General features: G+C 64.4%; 2 protein-coding genes. Both read left to right on the top strand.

What is annotated here, in order from left to right:
• Positions 1–110 precede the first annotated feature (110 nt).
• On the top strand, positions 111–872 hold the full coding sequence (locus QN347_RS19090) for an SDR family oxidoreductase (protein WP_322160289.1): 762 nt from the start codon (positions 111–113) through the stop codon (positions 870–872).
• Entirely contained in the window at positions 869–1,984 is a 1,116-nt protein-coding gene (locus tag QN347_RS19085; protein ID WP_322160287.1) for a glycosidase, read from the top strand. Before QN347_RS19090 ends, QN347_RS19085 begins: the two co-directional genes overlap by 4 nt.
• The last annotated feature ends 59 nt before the right edge of the window (positions 1,985–2,043 follow it).

Genomic DNA, 2,043 nt, shown 5'->3' with positions numbered 1-2,043 from the left:
AGATGTGTATAAGAGACAGACCCCCGACCCCTCCCTTCCAGGGGGGGCGTAGAAGAAGCGGAACCGCGCGCACATCGGCGCGTCTGCATACGACATAACAGGAGCCCTGCATGAAGACCGTTACCGACGCGCATACCGCCGTGACCAGCCTGAAAGGCAAGCGCGTCGCCATCACCGGGGGCACCACCGGAATCGGTCGCGCGATCGCGGTTCTCCTCGCGGCCGAGGGTGCCAAGGTGTTCATTTGCGGGCGCAATCCCGAATATCTCGACGATGCGCTCGAGCGGATCCGCGAAGTCGGCGGCGAGGCCGACGGGATCACCACCGAGCTGTCCGATCCCGAGAACGTGCTGAGCTTCTTCAAGCAAGCCAGCGACTATCTCGGCGGAATGGATTGCGCGGTCATCAACGCCGCGGTCGCTGCCGGTGGCCTCACGCAAATGAGCGAGCCAGAGCTGCGCTATGCGATCGCGGTCGATTTCACCGCCTATCTGCTCAGCGCGCACGCCGCGGTCGACAAGCTCGCAGGGCACGGCGACATCATCCTGATCGGCTCGATGAGCGCGCACGTGCTCGGGCCGAGCTCGACCGTCTATGCCGGGATCAAGGCGGGCATCGCCGCTTTCTCCGAGGCGCTCCGCCGCGAACTCGGCCCCAAGGGGATCAAGGTCGGCTTGATCGAGCCTGGCAAGACCGGCTCGAACATGCAGCTCCCCGACATCACCCCCGACGAGCAGCGCAAGATGATCCACGAGGAAACCTCGCTCCGTGCCGAGGACATTGCGGTCGGCGTGCACTATATGCTGACCCAGCCACGGCGGACCGTGATCCAACAGCTCGTGATTTCCCCGCGGGCGCAGGAGGGTGAATGACCTTTTCGCATGATGCGCTGATCTTCTCGCCCGGCGACGTCGATCTTTCCCGCTCGCCGCTGGCGGGGAAGGTCGATGCCGAGACCTATGTGCTCGGCGCGTTCAACCCGGGGATGACGCGGCTGCCCAATGGCAATCTGTTGCTGATGGTGCGCGTCGCCGAGGCGCTCAAGACGCCGATCCACGACCAGCACATCCATGCGATCCGCTGGACCGAGCACAGCTATGCGCTCGACGCCTGGCCGCTCGAATATGTCGACACCGCCGACCCGCGCAAATTCATGATGCGCGGTGGCGGGTGGAAGGTGATGGCGCTGACCTCGCTGTCGTGGCTGCTGCCGGTCGAGCTCAACGCCGACGGGACCAAGGTCGAGCAGGTCCATTACGACAAGGCGATCGCACCGCAGGCGCCGTACCAATGCTACGGCGTCGAGGATGCGCGGATCAGCAAGGTCGGCGATCGCTATCTGATGACGACCTGTTCGGTCAGCCCCGAGCGGCATTCGACCACGCTGTACACGTCCGCCGACGCACTCGACTGGAAGCTCGAGGGGATCGTGCTCGATCACCAGAACAAGGACATGCTGATCTTCGAAGGGCTGATCGGCGGCAAATATTATGCGCAGACGCGCCCGCTCGGCGATCTGTATTTCGCCTATCCGCCGGGGAGCGAGTGGCGTTCGGGCCCGTCGATCAACCTCGCGAGTTCGCCCGATGCGCTTCATTGGAAGCCGTACGACAAGCCCGGCATCCGCCCGCACGCCAAGACGATGGCGACCGCGCGGATGGGCGGCGGCGCACCGCCGATCCTGACGGACGAGGGTTGGCTGACGCTGTGGCACGGGGTCGAGCCGATGGGCGTGGTCGGCGTGTACCGCACCTATTGGTCAGTGCTCGATCGCGACGATCCGAGCGTTGTGCTGCGGACCTGCCACGATCCGCTGATCGAAGCCAACCCGGCGTTGACCGAGCCGATCAAGGATCTGATGTATCTCGACAATGTCGTGTTCACGACTGGGATCGCGGATGCCGGCGACCGCTATGTGGTGGCGAGTGGCGAGGCGGACCTCGGCTGCCGGATCACGCATATTCCAAAGACCGCGTTCGCCTGATTTGCCTCATCCCCCTCCCGCTTGCGGGAGGGGCTAGGGGCTGTCTCTTATACACATCT

This window comes from Sphingomonas sp. 10B4, assembly GCF_035019905.1.
Lineage (GTDB): Bacteria > Pseudomonadota > Alphaproteobacteria > Sphingomonadales > Sphingomonadaceae > Sphingomonas > Sphingomonas glacialis.
This window is presented reverse-complemented; position numbering and strand designations above follow the sequence as displayed.